The following is a 20,256-nucleotide window of genomic DNA, read 5'->3' as shown; positions in this document are numbered from 1 at the left end:
GTCACGTTCACGGGCGCTTGGGGAACCGGCTGAAGTCCGGTGGACGCTTGCCGACGTAGGCGTCCCGGCCCTCCTGGGCCTCCTCGCTCATGTAGTAGAGCAGCGTCGCGTCCCCGGCCAGCTGCTGGAGGCCCGCCAGCCCGTCGTCGGCGGCGTTCAGGCCCGCCTTGCACATGCGCAGGGCGAGCGGGCTCTTCGCCAGCATCTTGCGGGCCCACTCGACGGTCGTCGCCTCGAGCTCGTCGAGCGGCACGACGGTGTTGACGAGGCCCATGGCCAGGGCCTCCTGCGCGTCGTACTGCTCGCAGAGGAACCAGATCTCGCGGGCCTTCTTCTGCCCGACGGTGCGCGCGAGCAGACCGGCGCCGTACCCCGCGTCGAAGGAGCCGACCCGCGGGCCGGTCTGACCGAAGCGGGCGTTGTCGGCGGCGATCGTGAGGTCGCAGACGACGTGGAGGACGTGGCCCCCGCCGATGGCGTAGCCGGCGACCATCGCGATGACCGGCTTGGGCGTGCGGCGTATCTGGATCTGCAGGTCGAGGACGTTCAGCCGCCCGATGCCCTGCGGGTCGCGGTAGCCGTCGTCACCGCGGATGCGCTGGTCGCCGCCCGAGCAGAAGGCCTTGTCCCCGGCACCGGTGAGGATGATGACGCCGATCTCCGGGTCGTCGCGTGCGACGTTGAACGCGTGCGAGAGCTCGAAGAGCGTCGTCGGTCGGAAGGCGTTGCGCACCTCTGGGCGGTTTATGGTGATCCTCGCGATCCCCTCGGCGGTGTCGTAGAGGATGTCGGTGTAGTCCCCGGAGGCCTTCCAATCGATCAAGTGACCGCTCCTAGAGTGCTCGCTCGAAAGGTACGGTAGCAGCGGTGGACAGGATAGAACCCGAGCTCGTCGCGCTGCGCGTTGCACCCGGTCCCGCATTCGTCGATGCCCTCGACGCCGTGTGGGCCCGCGGGGACGCGGCGGCCCCGCTCGCTCCGGACCTGCCCGCCCCGGCGCTCGCGCGCGCGCTGGCCGCCCTGCGCCCCACGGCCATCGTCGACGAGGCGGGTGAGCGGCGACTCGACGGCGGCCAGCCGGTGGCGCCGGGGACCGCCCTCGTCGTCGCGACCTCTGGCTCGACCGGAGAGCCCAAGGGCGTGGAGCTGTCCGGCGCTGCGCTCGCGGCGTCGGCGCGGGCGAGCGTCGCCCGCCTCGGCGCGGCGGCCGGACGGGACCGCTGGCTGTGCTGCCTGCCGACGAGCCACGTCGCCGGCATCGGCGTGCTCATGCGCGCGCGCCTGCTCGGCACCGCCCCCGTCGTGCATCCGCGGTTCGACCCGGCTGCGGTGGCGGTGGCCGACGCGACGATGGTCTCGCTCGTGCCGACGATGCTCCATCGGCTGCTCGACGCGGGAGCCGACCTCCGCCGCTTCCGGGCGATCCTGCTCGGCGGGGCGGCGCCACCCCCTGGCCTGCTCGCACGGGCGCGGGCGGCGGGCGCCCGCGTTGTCGAGAGCTACGGGTTGACCGAGACGTGCGGGGGCTGCGTGTACGACGGGGTGCCCCTCGACGGCGTCGACGTCACCGTCGACGAGGACGGGCGCATCGCGGTGCGCGGACCGGTGCTGCTGTCCGGCTACCGGGGCCACCCGCGGGACGGCCTGCTCGTCGACGGCTGGTTTCGCACGAACGATGTCGGACGCCTCCGACCGGACGGGCGCCTGGAGGTGCGCGGGCGCGCCGACGACGTCATCGTCACCGGCGGGCACAACGTCGCCGCCGACGGCGTGGCCGCGTTGCTGCGCACCCACCCGCTCGTCGCCGACGCGGCGGTCACCGGTCGACCGGACCCCGAGTGGGGTCAGCGGGTCGTCGCCACGGTCGTGCCCGCCGACCCGGCGCGGCCGCCCCGGCTCGACGAGCTGCGCGCCTTCGTCGCCGAGCGGACAGCCGCCTACGCCGCACCCCGCGAGCTCGCCGTCGTCGACGCGCTGTCCCGCTCGGCGCTCGGCAAGGTCGCCCCCCCGGCCGAGACCTGACCGTCGAGACCTGACCGCCGACCGGCCCGCCCGGGGCCCGGCTCCCGGCCCGCCTACCCGCCGAGGTCGAAGATCATCTCCTCCTCGGGCAGCTCGATTTCGACCTCGACGCCGAACTCGACGTAGGTGAGGGTGACCGCGACGGCGTACCCCTCGGCCTGCGCGTCGTCGGCGGCGTCCCCGCCCGCGTCGTCGGCCGCGTCGTCGGGCGCGTCCCCGCCCGCGTCGTCGGGCGGGGCGGCCGGCGTGACCTGCGTGGTGTAGGCGACCTGGCGGACGCGGTCGTCGGCGTCGACCCAGACGTCCATGGCAAGCTCCTCGCCGCCCGCCGCGTCACCGCCCTCGCCCCGACCGGAGCCGGCGAGCGGGACCGTCACCTCGTAGCGCGTCGCCTCCTGCCCGTCGACGTCGTCCTCGCCGGCATCCCGCGCCTCCGTTGCCTGGTCGGTGAGCAGCGCGAGGATCCCGCGGCTGTTGCGCAGCGCGAGCGGGCCCGCGCCACCGAGGGCGCCCGCTGCCCCAGCCGACCGTTCACCGAGGTCGAGGCGGCCCCACTGCTCGACCCCGCGAGCGGGCAGGAGCAAGTACGCTTCCGCGCCGTCGACGATGATCTCCTGCTCGCCCTCGGCGCCCGCGCTCAGCCGCCGCCGGTCCGCGCCGAAGTCGTCCTCCCCCTCCCCCTCGATCGTCGTGGGCTGTCCCGTGGCGGCGCCCATGTCGTCCGCGTGGACGACGAGGGTGAACCGCGCCGTGCCCTCGTCGAGGGTGTTCTGGGCGGCCTCGGCGACGCGTTCGAGCGCCTCATCGGTCGCGGGCCCGTCGGGGGACGTCTCGCCCGGCGCGGTCGTGCCCTCCGGCCTACCGGGCCTGTCCTCGCCGCGGTCGCAGCCGGTCCCCGCGAGAGCGAGGGCGAGCACGAGCAGCAGGGCCTTGACGCGCATGAACTCTCCAGATCCTCGGCTGGCTGACGCCTGGATGCGGACCGGCTTCCCCAGCGGGCGGGTCCCCTGGCGTCCGGTCGAAGGATACGGGCAAGCGGTGCAGAGGGGGTGCGCGTGACGCCAACCGGGTACGAACGCGCACGGAGGACGAAGGGAGCGACGGTGAGCGAGCAGCGCGAGGTGCCGGGACCCGCACAGGAGAACAACGAGCGCATCCTCGAGCGCGGCTACGAGTCGGACTTCGCGCGCCTGCCCGACGAGGAGGTCGACGCCATCCCCCGCCCCGGCGGCGGACCCCACGGTGGCATCGACGCGGGCCCGCAGCGGCTGCCGCTCGTCGTGGTCGCCGTGGGCGTCGTGCTCGCGATCCTCGGTTTCGGGCTCCCAAGCGGCGTCGCCCTCGCAGCGGGCATCGGCCTCGTCGTCGCGGGCGGCGTGTGGGCCGGTGGTAACACCCGCCGCGGCGGTCTCGAGCGCGGCCCCGGCACCTCGGCGGTCGATACGGAGGCCTGAGCCGGCCCCGCCGTCCCGCGCCCGAACCACCTCCCCGGATTTCCGTTCGGCTGTGCCAAACTTCGCCTATGGCGAACTTCGTTAATCGTGAACGGGAGCTCGCGGCACTGGACCGGGCCTGTGGCGCGCAGCCGGGGCTCGCGATCGTCTCGGGCCGCCGGCGGGTCGGCAAGACCGCGCTGCTCGACCGCTTCTGCCAGGCGTCGGACCGGCCGGCGATCTTCCTGCCAGGCACCCGCGCGCCGGTCAGCGAGGCGCTGCGCCGGCTCGAGGAGCGCATCCGGGCCGCGGTGCCGCCCGCCCCCGGCGACCTGCTCGACCTCGGCCACCTCGAGTCGTGGGACGCTGCCCTCGGCTACCTGCTCGCCCGCGGGCGGAGCGAGGCGCTGCTGCTCGTCCTCGACGAGTTCCCCTATCTCTGCGGGTCCGACCCCGCGCTGGCCTCGACGCTGCAGGCCCGCTGGGACCACCGCGGCGACGCGAGGCTGTCGGTCGTCCTCGCCGGCAGCCACGTGGGGTTGATGGAGGAGCTGGTCGCCGCGGACGCGCCGCTGTTCGGGCGCGCGGACGCGCACCTGCGCCTCGCCCCGTTCGGGTGGCGCGAGGCCGGCCTGCTGATCGGAGGCGACGATCCCGCCGCCTGGGTCGAGGCGTACACGACGGTGGGTGGGATGCCCCGCTACCTCGCGCTGTGGGACCCCCGGCACGACGCGCTCACGAACCTCGCCGACCTGCTCGACGGGCCCGGCGCGCCGCTCGGCGACGAGATGACCGTCGTCCTCCAGGAGCTGCCGGTGGGGTCGGCACCCTCACGGCTGCTCGAGCTCGTGGCGCTCGGGGCGGACACCTTCACCGCGTTGCGTGAACGCGCGGGGCTCGCGCCGGCCACGACGAGCGAGGCGCTCACCGCACTCGAGCGGCTGAGCCTGCTCGATCGGCTGACCCCGATCGGTGAGGACCCGCGGCGGACCCGGCGGGTGCGCTACGAGGTCCGCGATCCGTTCCTTCGGCTGTGGATGGCGGTGGTCGGGCCCCACCGCGAAGCGTTCGAGCTCGGCCGCGGCGCCGGGGTGCTTGCGGCCAGCCGCGACGTCGTGGCGGCGAGCCAGGCGAAAGGACTCGCGACGATCGCCCGCAACTGGCTCGGCGCGCGCGAGGGGACGGCGTGCGGCCCGTGGTGGGCGTCGGGTGCCTCCGAGGTCGGCGTCGACGCCCTCGCCCTGCGCGGCACCACCGCCGTGGCCGCCGCGGCCGCGTTCTGGGCGACCGGCGTCGACGGGGACGCCGAACGCGGGCGGCTCCGCGCGACGCTCGGCGCATCGCCCTACGGGGTGCCCCCGGACCTCCACGTCGTCGCGCGTGACGGCCGCGGGGTGCTGACGCCCGCGATGCTCTACGAGTGAAGGATGCCCCGCCCCCTAGACTGGGCCGATGGGCATCTTCGCCAGGAAACCCACCAACGACGAGCGCCCCGGCGGCGGTTCGGGCCTCGAGGTCGACCTCGACGAGCGCGCCTGTCCACGCTGCCGGCGGCTGCTGCACCCATGGGAGCCGGTGTGCCCCGAGGACGGCGCGGACGCCGTCGACCGGGCGAGCCTTCCCCGCACCGACCTGCCGCCTCCTCCGGCGCACCTGCTCGACGAGGAGTAGCGGCCGGCGGTGCCCCCGCCCGGCGACGGGCGGCGCCCCGTCAGCCGGCCCCGATGAGCGCGACCCCGGCGACGGCTGCGCCGAGCCCGGCGAGCTGGAGCGGCGCCAGGCGCTCACGCACGACGATTCGGGCGAGGACGACCGTCGTCGCCGGTGACAGGGACGCGAGCACGCTGGCGAGCGACAGCATGCCCCGGCGCACGGCGAGCAGGAACGCGAGGCTCGCGGCGGTGCCGATCACGCCCGCGCCGACGATCGCGGGCAGGGAGCCCGCCCCCGGGCGCCACGGTCGACGTCTCGCCGCCACGACCCCGGCGACGACAGCGAACGAGGCGACGTTGGCGGCGAGCAACGGCCACAGTGCCGACCCGGGCCCGGCGCGGTCCATGAAGACGAAGAAGAGGCCGAACAGCACACCGGACGCGAGCGCGCCGACGACTCCGGGAGGACGTGCGCCGCGCCGCCCGCCCGCCTGGTCCGGCGAGCAGGGGACGGCCGGCGGGACAGCCGGTGCGACCGCGGGGGGGCAGGGGCCCGCGGGCGCGACGGCGACAGGGTCACCGGCCGGGGCGGGCGCGAGCGACACGAGCGCCACAGCGGCGACCGCGACGGCGATCCCGGCGAGCTGGAGGGTCGAGGGCTGCTCGCCGAGCAGCAGGCCGACGCACACGGGCAGGGCCACCGTCACCACCGACGTCGTCGGCGCCACGACACCCATGCGGGCGCCGGCGAGCGCGCGGAGGTAGACGACGAGGCCCAGGGCGACCATCGTGCCCGCGGCGCTCCCCCACCCGAGCGCCGCGGCCGTCGGTGTCCCCGCCGTCGAAGGGACGAGCACGACGAGCAGGGCCACGAGCCCCGCCGCCTGGGACCCGAGCACCACCGGTAGGACGCCCTCACGCCGGGACGCCCATCCGCCGAGGAAGTCGGCGGTCCCGTACCCGGCGGCGGCGAGGAGCCCGAAGAGCGCCGCCAAAGGGACCTACACGCCCGCGTAGGAGTGCAGGCCGACGACCCAGAGGTTCACCGCGTAGTAGGTGACCATGAGCGCCACGAAGGCGGTCACCGCCACCCAGGCGGCCCGCCGGCCGCGCCAACCCACCGTCGAGCGGGCGTGCAGGTAGGCCGCGTAGAGCGTCCACGTGAAGAACGAGCCGGTCTCCTTCGGGTCCCAGCCCCAGTAGCGGCCCCATGCCTCCTCCGCCCAGATCGCCCCGGCGATGACCCCGAAGGTGAAGATCGGGAAGCCGAACGCGATGACGCGGTAGGCGAGGTTGTCGAGCCGGGCGGCCGACGGCAGCGTCGGCACGGCGTACCAGGCGGCGGTGCCGAGCAGCGCCGCCACGCTCGATGCGATGAGCGCCGCGGCCGGCGCGCGCCATACCACGAGGGTGAACACGCCGACGACGAGGAACGGCACGACCGGGAACAGCACCGGCGACAGGACGTCGCGTTGCGCGAGGGCCGCGAGCGGACCACGACCGTCGAGGTCACCGTCCGCCTCGTAGCCCGGGGGCCGGTCCTCCTCGGGCGGCGCGACCTTCGCCGCCCCGACCGACGACGCCCCGATGCGCCCCTGGCGGAAGACCCGGCGCTCGGCCGTGTCCTTGACGAGGTAGAGCGCCGTGACCGCGAAGGCGACCATGAAGATCGCGCCGGAGGCCATCATCGACGACACGTGGATCTTCAGCCAGTAGCTCTGCAGGGCCGGCATGACCGGGCTGGCCTCGACGAACAGCAGCAGGCCCGAGGCCATCATGAGGATCCCGGCAGCGAGCACGAAGCCCATGACGTGGCCGTAGCCCATCCGCCGCTGGACGACGAGGAGACCGACGGCGATGGCGACGAGGGCCATGAACGAGGAGTACTCGTACATGTTGCCGAGCGGGACGCGCATGACCGACAAGCCGCGCGTGAGGACGCTGCCCGCGTGCAGGGCGACGCCGAGCACTGCGAGGGCGGTGCCGAGCTGGCCGACGCGGGTGCCGGCACGGGTGCCGGCCGCCGTGCCGTCGGCCCGCACGTGGGTGAACGCGAGGCGGAAGAAGTACCCGACCATGGCGACGATGTAGGTGAGGAACGCCGCGTGGAAGAGGGTGGTGGACGTCTCGGCGAGCGCCGTGTTGACCATCAGCCGGCCTTCTCCTTCACCTGGAGTTGGAACTCGAGCTCGCCGGCGAGACGGGCGAACTCGTCGGCGAACGCGGTCTTTCGCTGGAGGGCCACCCCCGCGATCGTCACGCGGGTGGGGCCGTCGGCCTCACAGGCCTCCACCCACAGCCGACGCCGGTAGCTGTAGAGGGATGGTAGCAGCCCGGTGAGCATGAGCATCCCGGCGAGCAGCAGCAGCCACCGGGCGGGCGCGTGGCTCACCTGGAAACCCGACCACATCGCGAGCTCGGGGAACTCGACGGTGAGGTTGCCCCCGGCCATGGCGGCCGATCCGCCCTCGGCGAGGATCGCCGGTGGGTCCAGCCGCGTGCCCTCCTCCCGGTCGAACTCGCTCGCCGGAACCGGCCGCTCGAGGCCGAGGTCGCCGACGTAGAGGTCGGCGATGAGGCGGGGGTTGTCCGCTTCGGGTGAGCGGCTGTAGGGCACCCCGCTGTCGTCGACGGCGGCGTTGGCGAGGAACACCATGTCGAGGGCGATCTGCGGGCGTGCGTCGTCGCCGCTGCCCCCGCCGGTGGAGACCTTCGCCACACCGGTCCACACCCCCGAGCCCGCGTCGGAGAGCATGACCCGCTCGTCGAAGACGACCGTGTCCCCGGCGCGCACGACGACGCGCGGCGCCATGCCGAAGCGCGCCTGGTAGATCTTCATGCCGTCGTGCTTGACGGGATGGTTGACGCGCACCTGCTCGGTGCGCACCGCCCGGCCGTCCTCGCTGATGGTGATGGTCGACACGAAGTCGCTCGCCAGCCAGCCACCGGCGACCTCTGCGTCGTGGTACCGGACGGTGAAGTCGTCGAGGGTGACGACGAACCCCCGGTGGTCGTCCAGGCCGAACGAGCGGCCCGGCTGGGCCAGCCCGTAGGAGATGCGGGTGTCGGCGAAGCTCGAGCCCTCGACGATGTTGAGCTGCCCGGTGAAGCCGTACGTGTGGGCGATCACCGCGCCGGCGAGCAGCAGGTAGAAGGAGGTGTGGAAGACGAGGCTGCCACCTTCCCGCCAGTGCCCGCGCTCGCCGGCGACCTGCCGGCGTCCCGAGGCGGTCTGCGAGGCGGGCAGCCGCCGGCGCCGGAAGCGGTTGCGGGCGAGCAGGCGGTCTGCCGCGGCGAGCACCGCGTCGGGGGTCGCCTCGGACACGATCTCGCGGTGGTTCGTCAAGCGCGTGAGGTTGCGGCCGGCCACGGGGCGGCGGCGCACCACCCGGGCGAAGGCGCGCCATCGGGGCAGGAGGCAGCCGGTGAGGCTCACGAACAGCAGGACGGTCAGGGCCGTGAACCACCACGTGCCGAAGACGTCGAAGAGGCCCAGGGCGTCGAACGCCTGCGCCACCGCCGCGCCGGGCCCCGCCTCACCGGTGCGCCAGTCCGCCACCGTCGTCGGCACGAGCGGCTGCTGGGGGATGAAGGTGGCGAGGATGCTCGTCACCGCCAGGGCGAACAGCAGCATGAGCGCCGTGGACATGCGGCGCAGCCGCCGCCACGCCCGCACGGCGGTCTCCCATGGGCCCGGGATCACCGGCAGGCGCCCGCCGCCGCCGGGGTGCGGCGGGCGCGGGCGCGTCTCGGCCGGCGCGGTGGTCTCGGTCACCTTGGGAGCCTGTCGCTGCTGTACATGAGCGCGGTCAGATCGGCGGCTCGAAGCCCTGGATCATCGGGCGCAGCGCGTCGATGAACAGGTCCCACAGGCCCGTGGCGATCGCCACGCCCACCGCCGTGAGCATCAGCCCGCCCCCCACCTGGAACGCCCGCGCGTTCCTGCGCAGAAAGCCGAGCGCGCCGCCGGCATGGTGGAAGGCGAGCCCGAAGAGGACGAACGGCAGTCCGAGGCCGAGCGCGTAGACGAAGGCGAGCACCGCACCGCGCACCGGTGTGCCGCCGGCCGCCGTCGTGGCCGCGCCGAGGGTGAGGATGGCGCCGAGCGCCGGACCGACGCAGGGCACCCAGCCCACGCCGAACACGAACCCGAGGGGCATCGCCCCGAGCATCCCCCGGTCGATGGCGACGTCGCTGATGCGCCGTTCGCGTTCGAGGAGGTCGAACGGCAGCAGACCGGTGAAGGCCAGCCCGAGGATCGCGACGAGCACGCCCATCGCGATCTGCCAGGGGCGGTGCTGGAGGGTGACGGCGAGGGTGGCGCCGACGAGGCCGAGCAGGGTGAACGGCACCGCGAACCCGAGCGTGAACAGCAGCCCACCGCCGAGGACGCGCAGGCGGTTGTGGCCCTGCCCCGTTGCGAGCTCCGCGCCCGACAGGCCGGTCATGTAGGACAGGTAACCGGGGACGAGCGGGACGACGCAGGGAGAGGCGAACGACACGACCCCGGCGGCGAACGCCACCGCCGCCGCGAGCAGGACGTTCGCGTCGGTGACGAGCGCGCAGACGGCGTTCGCGCACTCAATCATCTCCGGTGCCCTCGGCGAGCAGCTCCTCGAGGTGCGGCGCGAGCTGCATCGCGGTGACCGCGCCGAAGAGCCGGACCGCAACCCGGTGCTCGGCGTCGAGCAGGAGCGTGGAGGGCAGCGCGCCCGGCCCGATCCCCCCGAACGACGCGGCGATGACCGCCGCCTCGTCGTACCAGGACGGGTAGGGGATGGCGTGGTCGCGCTCGAAGCTCCGCGCGTTGGCGACCGACTGGTCCTTCACGTTGACGCCGACGACGTGCAGGCCCCGGGACGCGTACTGCTCGGCGATGGCGGCGAGGTGCGGGGCCTCCCGCACGCACGGCCCGCACCACGAGGCCCAGAAGTTGACGAGCACGGGTCCCTCGAGGTCGCTGAGTTCGAGGTGCTCGCCGTCGAGGGTCTCCCCCGCCACGGCCGGCGCCGGCTCGCGGTCGGACACCGCGAAGACGGCGGCGCCCGCACCCTCGACGAAGCGGCCGGCCGCCGACTCCTGCCCACCGCCGACCCCGCATGCGGTCACCGCCACGGTGAGGGCCACGCACAGGAAGAGACGGCGGAGCGAGAGGAGACGCATCGCACCGTCCATCTTAGTGGCCCCCCCAGCCGGCGCAGGCCGCCGGGGCGGGCGGGACCCTCAGGCGCCGGCGGGCACCTTCTCCTCCTCGGGCGCCAGCTCGGCGAGCTCGCGCTGCTCCCGCCCCTCGTCGGCGTTCAGCAGGGCCGCGTGCAGCAGGAAGCCGAGCAGCGACAGGCCGATGAACACGAACCCGGGGAAGAGCGGCGCCCCCTCGTCGTAGAAGGCGAAGAGCGTAACCGTCTCCGGCTCCTCCGCGGGGTCGCCCGCCGGGTCGTCGCCCTCGGCCTCGGCCTCAGGGGCGGCCTCGACGTCAGCCTCCCCCCCGGCTTCCGCGTCCGGCTCCGCCCCGGCCTCCGCCTCGGCACCCTCCTCCGGAGGCGGCTCCTGGAAGGTGACGGCCACGACCGGGAAGCCGTTCGGCGCCTCGGCGTAGAGAACCTCCACGGGCTCCCAGTCGGAGTCGAAGCCGCTGACCGGCTGGCGGCCACTCTCGGCGAAGAAGCTCAGGGTGGACTCCACACCGGCGTTGCCGGTGCGGGCGAAGTCCTCGGGAACCTCACCGAACCCGTCGGGGTAGTCCTGCACGAACGCATAGTCGGGACGCTCGGCCACGAGGCTGTCGCCGGCGAACGGCGTCCACGTCGGCTGGTAGGCATCCGACGGCTGGGTCGGCAGGTACGTGGGGCCCGCCGCCTGGGGGGTCCCGGGTGCGCCGAGCGTCCAGAACAGGCTCATGATGATCATGAAGCCGAAGAACGACGTGGCGAGGACGAGGTACGCGCGACGGGTGCCGAGGTTCGCGCGCAGCAGGAGGTAGATGCTGCCGTAGAAGACGAGGATGCCGAGGGGGACCGCGAGCCGGGCCGAGGGGGATGTCCCCGGGACGCCCTGCGCGCCGAAGATCGTGAGGTCTGTGAGCAGCTGCACCGTCTCGTCCTGTCCGCCTTGGGCGCGCTACCGCGCCGCGACCGCTCCGGGGCTGGCGTCCTCGTCACCTTGGGGGGGCTCAGCCGGCTGCTGGGCCCGGATGTACTCGACGATGCGCCGTAGCGCGCTGTCGGTGTACCGGGCGCCCTCGTACGTGTAGCCCTCCTGCCACGGCGGCATGATCGCCCCAGTCGGCACGTAGATGCCGTGGCGGAGGATGGCGAGGACCTGCGCCTCGGTGTGCCGCTCGAACACCCCGACGAGCGACGGGGCGACGCCGCCTTCGAGCGCCGCGCCGTGACACTTCGCGCAGTTGTTCTGGTAGAGCTCCTCACCGCCGACGCCGATGGCGTCGGAGGCCTGGGTGATCGCCTCCGGGTCCTCCTCCGGGTCGATCTGGTGGGCGAGGATCCAGTTCGTGATGTTCTGTATCTGCTCGTCGACGAGGGGGCCGTCGTAGGCGCGGCCCCACGCGGGCATCGGGGTGCCGGGACGACCACGCTCGATCGTGGAGATGATGAAGTCCTCGATGTCGGTGATGTTGGAGTTTTCCTGGTAGCGCGCGACGATGTTGTTCAGGGCAGGCGCCGGCCACACGCTCGCAGGGTCGTCCGGGGCGGACGCGGCGCCGCCCTGGCCCTGGCTGCCGTGGCACTGCGAGCACAGCAGGAGGTAGTCCTCCTCGCCGCGCACCACCGACTGCACGTAGAAGTTCTGCTGCTCGGTGTTGAGCCTGCGGGTCTCGTTCAGCCAGTAGAGGGGGAAGAACACCGCGAAGAACAAGGTCAGCACGACGCCCCACGCCATGTAGCGCTCGATGACGGTCTTCTCGAGCTCCTCGTCGGAGTACCCCGGACGCATGGCCGGCGGCACGTCCTCGAACGCCCGCTTCGGCCGGCGGGCGTTCACGACGATGAAGCCGAGCACCGCAAGGCCGGCGAGGGCGAGGATCGCCACCGCGAGGGTCGTTGAGGTCACAGGTGTCTGCCTTTGCGCAGCTTGGGAGGCGAGCCGGCCGCCGCTATATGCAACTGGGGCCCTCGCGCGGCTGGTCGAGCACGCCGGCGCCTCGCGAGGGGCCGCTCACGACGACCGAGGTGTCGACCATGACCACCCCGTCCTGGATCTCCACGCGGAACCGGTCGAGGCCCCGCGGCGCGGGTCCGTCCTGGTACTCCCCCCAGCGGTTGTACGCAGAGCCGTGGCAGGCGCACTCGAGCCACTGCGCGCTCGCGCACCACGGGACCTTGCACCCGAGGTGCACGCACGTCCAGTACAGCGCCATGATGCGCGCGCCGTTCGTCAGGTCGGCGTAGACGCCGTCAGGGTCCTCCGCCTCGTTGTACTCGACGAAGTAGGTCCGGCCGGGGCCGAACTCGTAAGGCTCGCGGTTGGAGCGGATGTCCTCGAGGATCTCCTCCTCGTCGCCCGCGTCGAGCACCGCGCCGAACCCGCCGCGCAGGTCCGGCCAGAGGTAGGCGAGTGACGCCGCGCTGAAGCCGCCGAGGACGCCGAGCCAGCCGAACGCGAGCGAGCCCCGCAGGAACGCCCGCCGGGACGGCCCCGTGGGCTTCTTGCGCTGGGGTGCCGTGGCGGCACCCGCGCCGCCGCCCGACCCGCGCGGGGTGCCGGCGCCGGCCGCCCCCGCGGCGGACGCCATCTGCAGCTGGCGCCCGATCTCGCAGTCCGTCGACAGCGGGCGCAGCGCGAGGGACGGCGGGCCGTCGAGGGCCGCCGCGGGGTTGCAGCGACGGATCCACCAGTACGCGAGCGCGAGCAGACCGGCCGTCATGGCGGTGAGCACGAACGCGAGGGTTGACATCTCGAACTCCTTACAGCACGAACCACATGCCGTCCACCCACGGCCACACCCAGTTGAACCCCGGACCGCGGAAGAACGAACCGACCGTGACGAGCGTCGCGTTGAAGATCAGGGCGAAGGTGAAGCCCACGATGGCGGTCTTCCGGTTCTCGGGGCGCACCGACGGGTTCTTGTCGATGTAGGGAAGCGCCATGCCGATGATGATCCCGATCGTGGGGATCGTGACGCCGGCGATCATCGGGTGGAAGTAGGCGAGCATCTCCTGCAGGCCCATGAAGTACCACGGCGCCTTCGACGGGTCGGGGGTGACCTGGGCGTTGGCGAGCTCGAGCAGGGGCGCGCTCATGAAGAGCGAGAACACGGTGAGGAATGCGGTCACCGCCATGAGCGCCAGGAACTCCGCGGTGATGAGGTGGGGCCAGGTGTAGACCTTGTCCTCCTGCTTGGAGCGGATCTGCTGGATGCCCGTGGGCGGCACCATGGCGAGCAGCCGGTGCGTGTGCTGCTGGTCGGCGAGGCGGCTGGCTGTCTGCTGACCTCCGCCGTTGCCACGTTGGGCGAGCGCCGCCTTCACCCGAGCCTGGCGCTCTTCGGGGGTGAGCGCCGTGCCCGTGCGCGGCTGGGTCGCCACCCCGGCCGGGGACTCGCCGCCGCCCGCCTGCGGGGCGCCCCCGGCGGATGCGGCGGCCGCTGCGGGCTTGGCCCCCTCGGACGCGCCCGCCCCGTCGCCGTCGGTGCCCTTCTTCGCCCGCACGGCGGCAGCCTTGGCCTTCGCCCGGGCGATGCGCTCGCTCTTGCCCTGCGCGATCAGGTCGTCGTAGACCTGCTGGTCCATCTCGACTTCTTCAGCCATCGCGGGTTCCTCGGGAGAGGGTGGTGACGGGGAGGGTGAAGGTCAGTTGTTCCTACAGGGGACCGGAGATGCCGCCGTCCTTGCGGATGCGCCAGAAGTGCACCGCGAGGAAGATCGTGAGGATGAACGGGAGCGCGAGGACGTGGAGGACGTACCAGCGCAACAGGGTGTCGGGCCCGACCTCCACGCCGCCGATGAGCACGAACTGCACCTGTTGACCGAACACCGGGGTGAACCCGGCCATGTTCGTGCCGACCTGCACCGCCCAGAGCGCGAGCTGGTCCCACGGGAGCAGGTAGCCGGTGAACGACAGCAGGAGCGTGAGCACGAGCAGGATGATGCCGACGACCCAGTTGAACTCCCGCGGCGGCTTGTAGGCGCCGTGGTAGAAGACCCGCGCCATGTGGAGGAAGACCGTGAGGACCATGGCGTGCGCCCCCCACCGGTGGAGGTTGCGTACCAGCTCGCCGAAGGCGACGGTGTCCCGGAGGTTCTGCATGTCGATGTAGGCGAGCTCGTTCCCCGGACCGGCGGCGGGCCGGTAGAAGAACATGAGGAAGATGCCGGTGATCGTCAGCAGGATGAACAGGAAGAAGCTCAGGCCACCGAGACAGTAGGTGTAGGTGAGCTTGAGCCCGTGGCGCTTCACCTTCACCGGGTGCAGGTGGTAGAGCAGGTTGTTCATGGCCGCGAGGGCGCGGTCGCGCGAGGTGTCGCGATAGCCCTTCCGGTAGATCGAGCCCGGCCGGAAGATCGACTTCCATATGACGTTGTCCTGCGCGCGCTTCTTCAGCTCGCCGGGCGACGGGATCCTGCTCACGCAGCCGTTCCTATCAGTTGTTCAGTTGTTGGCGACTCGGCCCAGCCACAGTGCGTCGGACGGGCAGCGCTCCACGCAGATGGAGCAGCGGGTGCACTCGTTGTCGTCGATGACGAAGACGGCGGAGGCGGTGTTGGCAAGCGTGAGCACCTCGGGGTTCTCCGCCTCCTTGATGATGCCGGGCGCCATCATGAAGATGCACTCCCAGGGGCACACGTCCTCGCAGGCCCGGCAGAGGATGCACAGCTCGGGCGTGAGCCCGATGTGGCGCTTGGGCTTCACCCGCTCCTGCAACCAGTTCGGGTCGACGGTCTCGATCCGGTAGTCGTCGAAGATCTCCGGGTGGAGGCCCTGGTCGGTCAGTCCCATCTCGGCGTCCTGTTCACATCGCTGTTGGTGGCGTCCCGGGCAGGACCGTGTCCGTCCCGGGGGACCGCGGTCGTCGGTCCCCTCCCATGGTGCCCCAACTCTGCCCTACTTGTAGCCACCCGTCCTCGGTCCAGCCTCCTCCCCCTCGACGAGTGCCCTCGGGTAGCGCCTCTGTATGGCGAGGGCCGCCAGGCAGAAGCCGGCGACGCCCAGTCCGGTGAGCACCATGACGACGGAGTCGCGGAAGACCTCGTAGAAGTTCTCCGCTCCCGGCAGGGCCGAGGGGATGACGGTGCCCTCGAGCAGCTCGCGGTGGCCGTCGGCGAAGTACACCCATGCGGACGGCAGGATGCCGAACCCCCAGAAGAACCCTATGGTGGCCGCCATGATGCCGAAGATGGACGAGAGCCACCCGCGCGTGGGGCGGAGCTTCAGCGCCAGGAAGACGAACAGCAGCGCGAGCCCCGCGTAGCCGAGCATGACCGCAAGACCGTAGAAGCCGTCCCCGAACCGCCAGAGCGCCTGCAGCGCCTGCGGCAGGGCGCGGAAGAAGTCACCCAGCCACTCCACGCCTGCCCCTTCTGTCGCGGTCCGACCGACCTCTCCGCGCCCCGAACTTTACCCGGTGGGGCGGGTTGACCGCCAACTCGCGCCTCCGGGCTACCCGGCGACCGTCAGGCATCGACGTCGAGATGTTCGGCGAGCAGCGCCTGGAGCTGCTCGCGGTCGAGGGCGCCCGTGTGGCGGTACACCACCGTGCCGTCGGGGTCGACGAACAACGTGGTCGGCATCCCCACCCCGCCGACGTCGGCGAGGAACCGTCCATGGGGGTCGGCGGCGAGCGCGTAGGTGATGCCGAGCTCGGAGGTGAAGGAGCGGGCGGCCTGCCGGTCCGGGTCGCGGTAGTTGACGCCGAGGAAGACCGCCCGACCGGCGGTCGCCTCCGCGACCGCCTGGAGGTCGGGCATCTCCGCCACGCACGGCGCGCACCATGTGGCCCAGAAGTTCACCACGAGGGGGCTTCCCCGGAACGCGCCGAGCGCCACCGGGTCGGCGCCCTCGTCGAAGGCCTCGAGGGTGGCGTCGGGCAGGGGCGCGGACGCCGGGCCGCTGATGGGCCCCAGGCCCGGCTCTTCTGCGGCGCCAACGCCGGGGTCGGCGCTCTGCCGGCCGCTGACGAGCGCGGTGACGGCGAGCGCGGTCACGACGAAGGCGATGCCCATGGCGAGGCTGAGCAGAAAGGTCGCGCGCCCCCTCGACGGGGTGCGCCCCGCCTCCGACCTGGTGTCCATTAGGTTTCAGCGTACGCGGGTTGCGGTCGTCGTTGCGCCCGCAGCCGGCCCGCGCCGGGGACCCTTCCCGCTCACGGGTCCGGGGGGTCGCGGTCCCACCCGGCGGCTTCGAGGACCTCGGCCGCGGCGGCGACCGTCGCGTCGATGTCCTCGGGGGTGTGGGCGAGGCTCACGAACAGCGCCTCGTAGCCGGACGGGGGCAGGTAGTGGCCCCGCGCGAGCATGCCGGTGAAGAACGCCGCGTAGCGGGCGTGGTCGGCCGCGCGGGCTCCCGCGTAGTCGCGGACCGGACCGCCGTCGCCGCCGGGGGGCGTGAAGAAGAGCCCGAAGAGGTTGCCGGCCCGCTGCACGACCGCGGCGACCCCCGCGGCGGCGAAGGCAGCCGCAAGCCCGGTGACGAGCCGGTCGGCGAGCCCGTCGATCAGGGCGTAGGCGTCGCCGTCGAGCAGGCCCAGCTGTGCCTGGCCGGCGGCGACGGCGACGGGGTTGCCGCTCAAGGTGCCGGCCTGGTAGACGGGGCCGACCGGGGCGAGGTGGTCCATCACCTCGGCGGAGCCACCGAAGGCCGCGAGGGGGAAGCCACCGCCGACGACCTTCCCGAACGTCACGAGGTCCGGGCTGACCCCGTAGAGCTCCGCAGCCCCGCCGCGGGCCAGCCGGAAGCCCGTCATGACCTCGTCGAAGCACAGCAGCGCCCCGTGGCGGGTGGTGACGTCGTGGAGGAAGGCGAGGAAGCCCGGTTCGGGAGGCACGACGCCCATGTTCGCCGCGACCGGCTCGCACACGAGCGCGGCGACCTCGGCACCGTGCTCGGCGAAGGCGGCTTCGACCGCGGAACGGTCGTTCCACGCCACGACGATCGTGTCGGCCACGGCCGCCTTCGTGACCCCCGGCGAGTCGGGCAGCCCGAACGTGGCCACGCCGCTGCCGGCGGCGGCGAGCAGCGCGTCCGCGTGGCCGTGGTAGTGGCCGGCGAACTTCACGATCCTGTCCCGTCCCGTCGCGCCGCGGGCGACGCGGACGGCGCTCATGCCGGCCTCGGTGCCGCTGCTCACGAGACGCACCCGCTCGGCGGCGGGGTAGCGCTCGCGGATCTCCTCGGCGAGCTCCACCTCCGCGGCGGTGGGCGCGCCGAAGCTCGACCCGCGCTCGAGCGCGTCGCGGGCGGCGGCCAGGACGCCCGGGTGAGCGTGCCCGGCGATGAGCGGACCCCAGCTCATCACGTAGTCGCGGTAGGCGTTGCCGTCGACGTCGCGGATGACCGCCCCCGCCCCCGACGCCATGAAGCGCGGCGTGCCGCCGACGCCGCGGAAGGCGCGCACCGGCGAGTTCACCCCGCCCGGTATCACCGCCTGTGCCCGGGCGTAGAGCACCTCGCTCAGGGCGGTGCTCGGCGTCGAGGTGGTCATGGCGCCGGTCGCGCCCCCATCAGGCGTTGACCTTCGTCGTGCGGTCGCTCTCCGGCACGACCCCGAAGTTGTCGGCGTAGAGCCCGGCGACGCGGGCGAGCTCGTCCTCGCTGAGGTCCGGAACGTCCGAGGCGGCGGCGAACTCCTCGATCTCGGCGCGCGAGTAGATGTTCGGCAGGGTCGAGGCCACCTGGTCGTCGGCGAGGACCCAGCGAAGCGCCGCCTGGCCGAGGGTGCGGCCGGGCTCCTCGAGGAACCGCAGGCGCTCCACCTTCTTCACGCCCTCGACGAGCCAGCTGCGGGGCCGGTGGCGGCGGTGGTCGCCCGCGGGGAACACCGTGTCGGCGGTCAGGTTGCCCTCGAGCATCCCGCTGGAGTGCGGGACCCGCACGATCATGCGGGTGCCGCGCTCCCGGGCGGCGGTGAGCAGGTCGCGGCCGGGGTCCTGCTCGAGGAGGTTGTAGATCATCTGGACGCTCGCGAGGTCTCGGGTGCTCATGCCGTGCACCCCCTCGTCGCGCCAGCCGATCTTCGGCCCGAGGGCGATGCCGTACGCACGGATCTTTCCCGCGCCGCGGGCCTCTTCGAGGAAGGCGAACAGCTCGTCGTCGTCGAGATGGCCCATGCGGGGGTTGTGGAGCTGGTAGAGGTCGATGCGGTCGGTGCGCAGACGCCGCAGGCTGTCGTCGAGGTCGCGGCGCACGCTCGCGATGTCGGTGCGGTGGGGCCGCTCCTGCTGCCCCCGTCGGGCGCCGGTCGCCTCGAGGTCGTAGCCGAACTTCGTCGCGATGACGATCTCGTCGCGCACGCCGCCGAGCGCCTTGGCGAGGACCTCCTCGGCGTACCCCTCGGCGTAGGCGTTCGACGTGTCGAAGAAGGTGATCCCCGCGTCGAAGCCGGCGCGGTGCAGGTCGACCGCCTGCTCCTCGGTGTAGGTGCCCCACCAGCCGGTGGTCATCGTCCAGTTGCCGAAGCCGACCTCGCTGACCTGGATGCCGGGGGCGAGCTCGCGGTAACGCATGGGGGTGCTCCTGCTCGGGTGTGCTGCCGATCCTATCGCCGTGCCCGGGGGCGCCCCTCCCTGCCCTGCTCGCGCACGTAACGGTCGAACATCGGCACGGTGAAGGCGACCTGCCCGTAGCGGGGGGCGTGGACGACGCCCGCGCTGATGAGCCTGCTGCGCGTCGTGGCCACGGCGCTCGAGTCGGTGCCCATCGCGGCGGCCACCGCACCCGACCGGTGGGCCCCGGGACCCAGGTCGGCGAGCGCGACGACGTACTCGCGTTCCTTGGCCGACAGCCGCTCGAGGCGTGAGCGGACCAGGGAGTCGGCAAGGCGCGCCTCCGCGCGCTCCACGCCGAGGCGCGTGTCCTCGAGGGTGATCGGCGTGGACGTCGCGGTGTCCCACGTCGTGGCCGCGAAGTGCTGGAGGTAGAACGGGTAGCCGCCGGCGGCGGCGACGAGATGCGCCACGGCGGCGGGCTCCCACGCGACCCCGCCGGCGTCGCGCGCCGGGTCGACGACGGCGGCGGTGGCAGCCTCGTCCGCCAGCGGGCCGAGGTCCCACACCGCGAACAGACGCTCGGCGAACGACTCGACCTCCGCGGCCCGCCGCAGGACCCCCGGAAGCCCCGCGGCGAGCATGACGAGGGGCACCTGCTCGCTGCCGGCGCGTTGGAGGGCGACGAGCAGCGCCGACAGCTGCGCGTCGCTCAGCTCGCCGAGCTCGTCGACGGTGACGACGAGCGGGGTCCCCGCCGCGTCGCACACCGCGGCGAACAGCTCGACGAGGTCGACGGCGAGGTCGCCCGAGTCACCGCGCCCCTTCGCCGGTCGGGCGGTCACCCGGACACCCCCTACGGTGACCGCGAGCGAGGCCACGAGCCCGAGCGCCTGCTCGATCCTGCCCCGGGGCCCGCGGCGGCGGCGGAGCTCGATGTCGAGCTCGCGCAGCAGCGCCGGGAGGAACCCCTCGCCGGCCCGCGCCTGGGCGTGGACGGTCACCGCGTCGTGGCGTCGGGCCTCGTCGCGGATCGCGAGGAGGAGCACGGTCTTGCCGACGCCCCTGACGCCGACGGCGAGCCGGGGCTGGTCCACGTAGCCCAGTCCCGCCCGACCGATGAGCCGGGCCGCCTCGTTCAGCTCGGCGTCCCGGCCGGCCAGCAGCGGCGGGCGGATCCCCGCCCCGGGGGCGTAGGGGTTCGCCGCCGGCTCGAGCCCCCCGGCGGGTGCGCGGTTTACCGCCATGACCAAACTTTACCATCCTGCGGTAAGGGTTGGTTGGGATGGTAGGGCTCATGTCGCGGCTTCCACCCGAGGTTCCGCGCATACGCGGATTTCTTTGCCAGGGGTTGGCCCCGGCGGTCCGGCGCTGGCTTGCAGAGCCAGGATTCCCGCGCATACACGGGTTCTTGCCGGGGGGTGCCCCGGCGGATTCAGGCTGAACGCCGGCGGCTGCTTGGCGGTCGTAGCAGGCTTGCCCGGCGGCGAT

General features: G+C 73.1%; 22 protein-coding genes. 4 read left to right on the top strand and 18 right to left on the bottom strand.

Annotated features, from left to right (window positions below; all coding sequences use genetic code 11):
• Nucleotides 1-7: 7 nt before the first annotated feature.
• Nucleotides 8-823 carry a 1,4-dihydroxy-2-naphthoyl-CoA synthase gene (gene menB / locus VM324_13705; GenBank protein ID HVM00342.1) on the bottom strand — a complete coding sequence of 272 codons (816 nt, stop codon included), beginning with the start codon at nucleotides 821-823 and terminating at the stop codon, nucleotides 8-10.
• 44 nt (nucleotides 824-867) lie between these two features.
• On the opposite strand from menB, the gene VM324_13700 reads away from it, so the two are divergent.
• Complete coding sequence (locus tag VM324_13700; protein ID HVM00341.1) at nucleotides 868-2,022, top strand: AMP-binding protein; 1,155 nt, start codon at nucleotides 868-870, stop codon at nucleotides 2,020-2,022.
• 53 nt (nucleotides 2,023-2,075) lie between these two features.
• Here VM324_13700 and VM324_13695 read toward each other — a convergent pair whose 3' ends face one another.
• Nucleotides 2,076-2,963, bottom strand: a complete 888-nt coding sequence (locus tag VM324_13695; GenBank protein ID HVM00340.1) for a hypothetical protein — start codon at nucleotides 2,961-2,963, stop codon at nucleotides 2,076-2,078.
• 162 nt (nucleotides 2,964-3,125) lie between these two features.
• On the opposite strand from VM324_13695, the gene VM324_13690 reads away from it, so the two are divergent.
• From VM324_13690 to VM324_13680, 3 genes are all read left to right on the top strand, one after another.
• Entirely contained in the window at nucleotides 3,126-3,476 is a 351-nt protein-coding gene (locus VM324_13690; GenBank protein ID HVM00339.1) for a hypothetical protein, read from the top strand.
• Nucleotides 3,477-3,544: 68 nt separating this feature from the next.
• A complete protein-coding gene (locus VM324_13685) occupies nucleotides 3,545-4,879 on the top strand; it encodes an ATP-binding protein (GenBank protein HVM00338.1) in 1,335 nt (444 codons plus the stop codon).
• A gap of 28 nt (nucleotides 4,880-4,907) precedes the next feature.
• Nucleotides 4,908-5,126, top strand: coding sequence for a hypothetical protein (locus VM324_13680; GenBank protein ID HVM00337.1), 219 nt, complete (start codon nucleotides 4,908-4,910; stop codon nucleotides 5,124-5,126).
• A 40-nt stretch (nucleotides 5,127-5,166) separates the two neighbouring features.
• Here the strand turns inward: VM324_13680 and VM324_13675 are convergent, their stop codons facing one another.
• The 16 genes from VM324_13675 to VM324_13600 all read right to left on the bottom strand — a co-directional run bounded on the left by VM324_13675 (nucleotide 5,167) and on the right by VM324_13600 (nucleotide 20,012).
• Nucleotides 5,167-6,102: a DMT family transporter gene (locus tag VM324_13675; protein HVM00336.1), complete on the bottom strand. Its 936-nt coding sequence runs from the start codon at nucleotides 6,100-6,102 to the stop codon at nucleotides 5,167-5,169.
• A gap of 6 nt (nucleotides 6,103-6,108) precedes the next feature.
• A complete protein-coding gene (gene ccsB / locus VM324_13670; protein HVM00335.1) occupies nucleotides 6,109-7,257 on the bottom strand; it encodes a c-type cytochrome biogenesis protein CcsB in 1,149 nt (382 codons plus the stop codon).
• Complete coding sequence (locus VM324_13665; protein HVM00334.1) at nucleotides 7,257-8,882, bottom strand: cytochrome c biogenesis protein ResB; 1,626 nt, start codon at nucleotides 8,880-8,882, stop codon at nucleotides 7,257-7,259. The genes ccsB and VM324_13665 overlap by 1 nt, the downstream gene beginning before the upstream one ends.
• A gap of 34 nt (nucleotides 8,883-8,916) precedes the next feature.
• The gene (locus VM324_13660) at nucleotides 8,917-9,696 is read right to left on the bottom strand and encodes a cytochrome c biogenesis protein CcdA (GenBank protein HVM00333.1); all 780 of its coding nucleotides are present in this window, start codon (nucleotides 9,694-9,696) and stop codon (nucleotides 8,917-8,919) included.
• Nucleotides 9,689-10,270 (bottom strand): TlpA disulfide reductase family protein, encoded by a 582-nt coding sequence (locus VM324_13655; protein ID HVM00332.1) that lies wholly within the window; start codon nucleotides 10,268-10,270, stop codon nucleotides 9,689-9,691. The genes VM324_13660 and VM324_13655 overlap by 8 nt, the downstream gene beginning before the upstream one ends.
• A gap of 60 nt (nucleotides 10,271-10,330) precedes the next feature.
• Complete coding sequence (locus VM324_13650; GenBank protein HVM00331.1) at nucleotides 10,331-11,200, bottom strand: hypothetical protein; 870 nt, start codon at nucleotides 11,198-11,200, stop codon at nucleotides 10,331-10,333.
• Nucleotides 11,201-11,227: 27 nt separating this feature from the next.
• Nucleotides 11,228-12,178 carry a c-type cytochrome gene (locus tag VM324_13645; GenBank protein HVM00330.1) on the bottom strand — a complete coding sequence of 317 codons (951 nt, stop codon included), beginning with the start codon at nucleotides 12,176-12,178 and terminating at the stop codon, nucleotides 11,228-11,230.
• Nucleotides 12,179-12,221: 43 nt separating this feature from the next.
• Nucleotides 12,222-13,022 carry a Rieske 2Fe-2S domain-containing protein gene (locus VM324_13640; GenBank protein HVM00329.1) on the bottom strand — a complete coding sequence of 267 codons (801 nt, stop codon included), beginning with the start codon at nucleotides 13,020-13,022 and terminating at the stop codon, nucleotides 12,222-12,224.
• A 10-nt stretch (nucleotides 13,023-13,032) separates the two neighbouring features.
• On the bottom strand, nucleotides 13,033-13,875 hold the full coding sequence (locus tag VM324_13635; GenBank protein ID HVM00328.1) for a hypothetical protein: 843 nt from the start codon (nucleotides 13,873-13,875) through the stop codon (nucleotides 13,033-13,035).
• A 52-nt stretch (nucleotides 13,876-13,927) separates the two neighbouring features.
• Nucleotides 13,928-14,695: a selenite/tellurite reduction operon b-type cytochrome ExtP gene (gene extP, locus VM324_13630; GenBank protein ID HVM00327.1), complete on the bottom strand. Its 768-nt coding sequence runs from the start codon at nucleotides 14,693-14,695 to the stop codon at nucleotides 13,928-13,930.
• A 21-nt stretch (nucleotides 14,696-14,716) separates the two neighbouring features.
• A complete protein-coding gene (locus VM324_13625) occupies nucleotides 14,717-15,064 on the bottom strand; it encodes a 4Fe-4S binding protein (GenBank protein HVM00326.1) in 348 nt (115 codons plus the stop codon).
• 105 nt (nucleotides 15,065-15,169) lie between these two features.
• Nucleotides 15,170-15,634, bottom strand: a complete 465-nt coding sequence (locus VM324_13620; protein ID HVM00325.1) for a hypothetical protein — start codon at nucleotides 15,632-15,634, stop codon at nucleotides 15,170-15,172.
• A gap of 104 nt (nucleotides 15,635-15,738) precedes the next feature.
• Complete coding sequence (locus VM324_13615) at nucleotides 15,739-16,356, bottom strand: TlpA disulfide reductase family protein (protein HVM00324.1); 618 nt, start codon at nucleotides 16,354-16,356, stop codon at nucleotides 15,739-15,741.
• Nucleotides 16,357-16,427: 71 nt separating this feature from the next.
• Entirely contained in the window at nucleotides 16,428-17,765 is a 1,338-nt protein-coding gene (gene hemL, locus VM324_13610) for a glutamate-1-semialdehyde 2,1-aminomutase (protein ID HVM00323.1), read from the bottom strand.
• Between the two features lie 19 nt (nucleotides 17,766-17,784).
• Nucleotides 17,785-18,786 carry an aldo/keto reductase gene (locus tag VM324_13605; GenBank protein HVM00322.1) on the bottom strand — a complete coding sequence of 334 codons (1,002 nt, stop codon included), beginning with the start codon at nucleotides 18,784-18,786 and terminating at the stop codon, nucleotides 17,785-17,787.
• 32 nt (nucleotides 18,787-18,818) lie between these two features.
• Nucleotides 18,819-20,012: an ATP-binding protein gene (locus VM324_13600; protein ID HVM00321.1), complete on the bottom strand. Its 1,194-nt coding sequence runs from the start codon at nucleotides 20,010-20,012 to the stop codon at nucleotides 18,819-18,821.
• Between the last annotated feature and the right edge of the window lie 244 nt (nucleotides 20,013-20,256).

It is taken from the genome of Egibacteraceae bacterium, assembly GCA_035540635.1.
GTDB lineage: Bacteria > Actinomycetota > Nitriliruptoria > Euzebyales > Egibacteraceae > DATLGH01.
Note: the sequence above shows the minus strand (reverse complement) of the source record. Positions and strands in the feature narration are given on the sequence as shown.